This window comes from Prevotella sp. MGM2, from assembly GCF_002933955.1.
GTDB lineage: Bacteria > Bacteroidota > Bacteroidia > Bacteroidales > Bacteroidaceae > Alloprevotella.
In genome coordinates this window covers 1-6,613 of the sequence record NZ_BEWW01000324.1, presented here as the reverse complement: position 1 = coordinate 6,613, position 6,613 = coordinate 1, and the positions used below count along the sequence as shown (strand labels likewise).

The following is a 6,613-nucleotide window of genomic DNA, read 5'->3' as shown; positions in this document are numbered from 1 at the left end:
CGTATCGGAATTTTAACTCGAATACTTGGAATTTAAATTGCAATACTTGGATTTTAGAGTGAAAATACGGCGTTTCCTTCATGAAAAAGGCCTGAAAAACACTGAAAAAGCGGGACTTCTCCATGGAAAGTCCCGCTTGGCTGTTACAAAGATAATATAAATTACGCCCAAAAGCAAGAAATGTTAAAACGCACGGGGACAGTTTTCACCGTCCTCTTCAGTTTTGGTCGTAAGCATGTTTGGGGTAGTCGGTGGTGTAGTGCAGGCCACGGCTTTCCTTGCGCTCTATGGCCTGACGCGTTATGAGATAGCCCACATTTATCATGTTGCGCAATTCGCAAATGTCTTTCGTAGCCTTCACGCGTTTGAAGAGTTCCTCTGTTTCCTCGTAAAGGAGGTCAAGGCGCGTCCAGGCCCGCTTGAGGCGCAGGTCGCTTCTCACAATGCCTACGTAGGACGACATGATTTGTCCCACTTCGCGCACATCCTGTGCAATGAGCACTTTCTCCTCGTTCGAGAGCGTCCCCTCGTCGTTCCATTCGGGCACATCCTCATTGAAGGCATATTCCGCTATATGTTCCAAGGAATGGCGGGCTGCCGCTTCGGCATATACCACGGCCTCGATGAGCGAATTGCTGGCCAGCCGGTTGCCGCCGTGCAGTCCGGTGCGCGAACACTCGCCAATGGCGTAAAGGCGGCGTATGCTTGAGCAGGCGTTGAGGTCCACGGCTATGCCGCCGCACAGATAGTGGGCGCAGGGAGCCACGGGAATGTACTGCCGGGTGATGTCTATGCCCATCGAGAGACATTTGGCGTAGATGTTGGGGAAATGCCGCTTTGTCTCCTCAGGGTCTTTGTGCGTCACGTCAAGGCATACGTGGTCCAGGCCGTGTTTCTTCATCTCCTTGTCGATGGCACGCGCCACGATGTCGCGCGGAGCCAGCGAGAGGCGCTTGTCATACTTCTGCATAAACTCTTCGCCGTTGGGCAGGCGCAGGATGCCGCCATAGCCGCGCATGGCCTCGGTGATGAGATAGGCAGGGTGAGTTTCGCCATGATGATGGAGAGCCGTTGGATGGAACTGTATGAATTCCATATCCCTCACCGTAGCTTTGGCACGGTAGGCCATGGCTATGCCGTCGCCGGTGGCAATGTCGGGATTGGTGGTCGAGGCATACACGGCACCGCATCCTCCGGTGGCCAGTACGGTGACACGTGAAAGTATGGTGTCGATCTTCTTCGTGTCAGGGTCGATCACGTAGGCGCCGTAACACTCTATGTCCGGCGTGCGCCGTGTCACTTCTATGCCCAGGTGGTGCTGCGTGATGATTTCAACGGCAAAATGATTCTCCAGAAGCGTAATGCCGGGACACTGCCTCACGGCCTCGATGAGTCCGCGCTGTATTTCATATCCCGTGTCGTCAGCGTGGTGCAGTATGCGGAATTCGGAATGGCCGCCTTCACGGTGCAGATCAAACGAGCCGTCGGCACACTTGTCGAAGTTCACCCCCCACTGCAACAGGCGGCGGATGCCGTCGGGAGCATTCCTCACCACCTGCTCTACGGCGCTCGAATTACTGATATAGTCGCCGGCCACTATCGTATCCCTGATATGCTTCTCAAAATCATCCACCTTCAAATCAGTTACCGACGCAATGCCTCCCTGAGCCTTGGCGGTGTTAGCCTCCTCCACGGTGGTCTTGCACACAAGAGCCACCTTACCTTTACCGGCCGCAGCCACCTGCAGGGCATAACTCATGCCGGCCACGCCCGAACCGATTACCAAGAAATCGAATTTACGTATCATTTTAATATTTTGCTAGTTTGGGCGCGAAGTTACGCAAGTTTTTCGATAAAATAAGGTTTGTTAGTGATAAAAGGTTTACCTTTGCGGCTGAAAACGGTAAGGTATTCCGATGAACATAACCCTGAAAAACAGGAAGTAGTGACATCCGCAACCAACCATTGGCCGAAAAAACATCCGCTGCCTTCCGATTTTTCCCGAAACCGTCAGAACACAATATCAATTAATCATCATAATCAATGAACAAGTTCAAATCATTACTGCTGTTGCTGGTAGCCCTGCTCGTGTTGCCGGCAATGGCACAGCAGCTTCCGCAGCTGCCAATGGACAAGGCTGTCAGATACGGCAAGCTCCCCAACGGGTTGACTTATTACATCCGCCACAACGCCCTGCCTGAAAACCGCGCCAACTTTTACATCGCACAAAAAGTAGGTTCGGTACAGGAAGAAGACAACCAACGCGGTTTGGCACACTTCCTCGAGCACATGTGTTTCAACGGCACCGACAACTTCCCCGATGACAGACTCCTGAAATATTGCGAGGGCATCGGCGTAAAGTTCGGCCTCAACCTCAACGCCTACACCTCGACGGACGAAACGGTATACAACATCGATGATGTGCCCGTAACGGAAAATAACGTAGACTCCTGCCTGCTCATCCTCCGCGACTGGGCCGACGGACTCACACTCGCCACCAAGGAAATAGACAAGGAGCGCGGCGTTATACATGAGGAATGGCGCATGCGCAGCAGTGCCTCAAGCCGCATCTTCGAGCGCAACCTGCCCGCCCTCTACCCCGGCTCACGCTACGGCTACCGTTATCCCATCGGAACCATGGAGGTTATCGACAACTTCAAGCCGGAAGAACTACGCGCCTACTATGAAAAATGGTACCGCCCCGACTTGCAAGGCGTTATCGTAGTCGGCGACATTGACGTAGAGAAGGTGGAAGCCAAAATAAAAGCTCTCTTCTCGCCAATCGTAATGCCCGAAAATGCAGCCGCCTACGAACATTATCCCGTACCTGCCACCTCTGAACCTATCTATATCATAGACAAGGACAAGGAGCAGGCCCGTGCCATTATTCAAGTAATGTTCAAACACGACCCGTTGCCAGAGGAATTGAAGAATACACCCATGTTCCTCGCAGCCAACTACATGAACAGCGTAGCCGCTTCGATTCTCAACGCCCGTCTGGGAGAAATTTCCCAAAAACCGGAATGTCCCTTCATCGGTGCCGGCGGTCAGGACGACAACTACATGATTTCAAAGACGATGGATGCCTTTACCGTGGGCATACTGCCAAAACCCGGTAAAGACGCAGAGGCTTTACAGGCTGTCATGGAAGAAATCGAACGCATCAACCGTTTCGGTTTCACGGCTACGGAGATTATCCGTGCCCGCGAAGAATTTCTGAGCGGCATGGAACGTATTTACGACAACCGCGAGAAGCAGAAAAACAGTTTCTACGTGCCGCAGTACGTGCGTCACTTCCTCGAAGGCGATCCTATACCCGACATCGAAACGGAATACAATACCTATAAGATGTTGGCCCCCAACATTCCTGCTGAAGCCATTTCGGCCGTATTCAAAGAGTACACGGCCTCAACCGACACCAACTTTGTGTGTCTGGCTATGTATCCGGAAAAAGAAGATGTAGCCGTTCCCACCGTGGAGCAGTTCAAAAATGCCGTAGCTGCCGCCAAAGCCGCGCAGCTTGAGGCTTACGTGGACAATGTCAAGGATGAGCCTCTCGTACCGCAATTGCCAAAAGCCGTAAAAATAAAGAAAGAAAACGCGGCAGACTTCGGCTACACTTGCTGGACATTGGGCAACGGCGCCCGTGTATTCTTCAAGAAAACGGATTATAACGATGCTGAAATCCTCTTCTCTGCAACGAGTTTCGGCGGCCAAAGTCTTATTCCCGCCAAGGAACACATCAACGCATCCTTATTGGAAAACGTTATCGGTTCGACCGGTTTGGGCAACTTCACCTCAACGGAACTCGAGAAAAAGCTTGCCGGCAAACAGGCCAGCGTGAAAGTTTCCCTTGGAGAGATTACCGACAACCTCAGCGGCAGCTCAACTCCCAAAGACCTCCGCACGCTTTTCGAACTGATATATCTGCGTTTCCAGAAACCGGCCAACGATGTTGACGGTTACAACAACACGATAGCTTATCTCAAGACGGCACTTGAAAACGCCGACAAGCAACCCATGACGGCGTTCAGCGACTCCATCAGCGCTACAATCTTCGGTCACAACCCGCTTAAGAAACGCCTCCACGTAGAGGATTTGGCACAGGCCAACTACGAAACCATCAGGCAACTCTATTCCGAGCGTTTCCAGTCGGCAGGCGACTTCGACTTCTTCTTCACCGGCGCCATCGACATTGATTCGCTCCGTGCCTTCACCGAGCAGTACATCGCACCCCTGCCCGGGCTGAAGAAGCGCGAGTCATACAAAGACCGTAAGCTATATCCCGTGGAAGGCTCTGTAAACAACCACTTCAAGCGCAGTATGGAGACGCCTCAGGCCATACTCATACAGGTATGGAACGGCGACTTGAAATATAACATGAAGAATGCCGTTGTGCTCAACGCCCTTGGCGAAATTCTCACACAGCGCTACCTCAAGAGCATCCGCGAGGACGCCGGCGCGGCCTATAGTGTCGGAGCTTCCGGCGGCGCTGAGTTTGGTGTACGCGACATGTATATGCTCCAGATATACTGCCCCTTCAAACCGGCTCTGCGCGACTCCGTACTGCTGCTTATGCAGGAGGCAATTGATGATATTGCGAAAAACGGAGTGACTTCTGAGGAGCTTGACAAGGTCAAGAAATTCGAAATCAAGAATTATGCCGACAATCAGCGCAAGAACAGCTATTGGCAAGGCCTTATCTCAACAAAAGTACGCTGGAGCAAAGACGAGCAGACCGGCTATGAAGACACGGTCAACGGTATTTCATCGGACGATATCAGACAATTTGTCAACGGCGTTATGCTGAAGCAGAAAAACTGCATTACCGTGAGCATGCTTCCTACTGATATGAGCGAAAAATAGAATACATGCAAAGCGGCATTGTCTGCCTTGTCACTTACGGGCGGCTTCCATATTCTCAGGAAGTCGCCCGTCTTTTTTACCATATCTGACGGTATACTTTCCGGAAAATAGGAATGGAACATTCAAAGGCAGGCGGAAAGCCGATGGTCCGTTGTGCATGGTGGAATCCGATATTTTCAGTATTAAAAAAGCCGGATGACCTCAACAAGCAGGTCATCCGGCAAATGTCAGGCGTATCTTCCGCCTTGTGCTGATTACTTCAAATTAGGATTGATTTCGCCCCACTTTGAAATTTCGGGCACAATGCCCAAAGTCACGAGCTCATCGCGCATTTTGCAGAGATGTGTGTAGCTGGCGTCGAGTTTGGCTATTTCCTCCGGCGTGCCTTCGGGCATCGTGTAGTGACAACCTGTTTCGTCGAGAACAGTGTTCATAGCCATCATGATGTGGTTGTACTTTTCGTTGTTAACGAAAGTGCCGGCAGGGAAACGGAACTTCTCTCCACCCATCACCGAGCGGATCATTTCCACCGAGAGGTAAGAGGGGCTCTGGAAAGAAGAGCGGCGGCGCAGTTCGATGATTTTGGCACCACCCTGGGTCACATCCTTTTTCATCTGTTCCCATTCAGCTTCAGGAAACTCTTCCGTGCCGATGATGTCCGTCAGATTACGGCCGGCCACTTTCACGGCGCTGCCGAACACTGCCATCTGCTCTCCGTGACCGCCATAAGTGGCGCAACCGGTAATTTCCGTCTGCATCACACCGAACTTCTTGGCCAGTGCGCTCTGAAGGCGTGTGGTGTCGAGAGCTGCGAGTGTGGTCACCTGTGAAGGTTTCAGGCCGGAGTGGAGCAATGTTACCAGACCGGTCAGATCGGCAGGATTAAAGATGATGACAACGTGCTTCACATCAGGGCAGTAGGTCTTGATGTCCTTGCCGAGCTGTTCGGCAATCTCGCAGTTGCCCTTGAGCAGGTCTTCACGCGTCATACCTTCCTTACGCGGAGCGCCACCGGAAGAGATGATGTATTTGGCGTTGGTAAAAGCCTCCTTGATGTCGGTTGTAGCCACAATGTTCACATTGTCGAAGCCGCTCTGACGCATTTCCTCAGCCACACCTTCGGCCGAGAAAACATCGTAAAGGCAAATGTTGTTTGTCAGCCCCATCATCAAGGCCGTTTGCACCATGTTGCTGCCAATCATGCCGGCAGCGCCAACAATCACAAGTTTGTCATTTGTTAAGAATGCCATAGTCTAAATAAAAATATGATATAAAACTTTAATGATAATCGTTATCCGCAATTGCGCCCGCGCCGAAAGCCCCTTTTTTCACCGGAAACATAGGAGCCGCAAGACAAGCTACAGGCAGACGTCCGAAAACTTTTCTTTGCAAATTTACAAAAAACCTTTTTCTCCGTGTCATCGCGCCATCGCTTTTTTCTATTAATAAATCTTTAAAATTACGCCTGAAGACAGCGGCCCTCTTTCCTGTTTCCCCACCGGCAGACACAGCTCTACCATCGATGCGTGTCCGATACCGTACAGCCTGTTTTTAACACTATTTGCTTTCGGCCGTAAAATGTTGTATCTTTGTAACAGCGGAGCGGGGCTTTCCAATGGGAAGTCCCGCTTTTTCAGTGTTTTTCAGACGTTTTCGAGCCATTTGTCATCGTATTTTCACTAGAAAATCCCCGTATTGCAATTTAAATTCCAAGTATTCGAGTTAAAATTCCGATACGGACTTTTTC

3 protein-coding genes are annotated in these 6,613 nt (G+C 51.2%); 1 reads left to right on the top strand and 2 read right to left on the bottom strand.

The window, feature by feature from the left end:
* Positions 1–217: 217 nt before the first annotated feature.
* Positions 218–1,807, bottom strand: coding sequence for an L-aspartate oxidase (nadB, locus tag C5S62_RS12930; protein ID WP_104405736.1), 1,590 nt, complete (start codon positions 1,805–1,807; stop codon positions 218–220).
* A gap of 236 nt (positions 1,808–2,043) precedes the next feature.
* On the opposite strand from nadB, the gene C5S62_RS12925 reads away from it, so the two are divergent.
* Entirely contained in the window at positions 2,044–4,866 is a 2,823-nt protein-coding gene (locus C5S62_RS12925; RefSeq protein WP_104405735.1) for a pitrilysin family protein, read from the top strand.
* 254 nt (positions 4,867–5,120) lie between these two features.
* Here C5S62_RS12925 and C5S62_RS12920 read toward each other — a convergent pair whose 3' ends face one another.
* Entirely contained in the window at positions 5,121–6,116 is a 996-nt protein-coding gene (locus C5S62_RS12920; RefSeq protein ID WP_104405734.1) for a malate dehydrogenase, read from the bottom strand.
* Between the last annotated feature and the right edge of the window lie 497 nt (positions 6,117–6,613).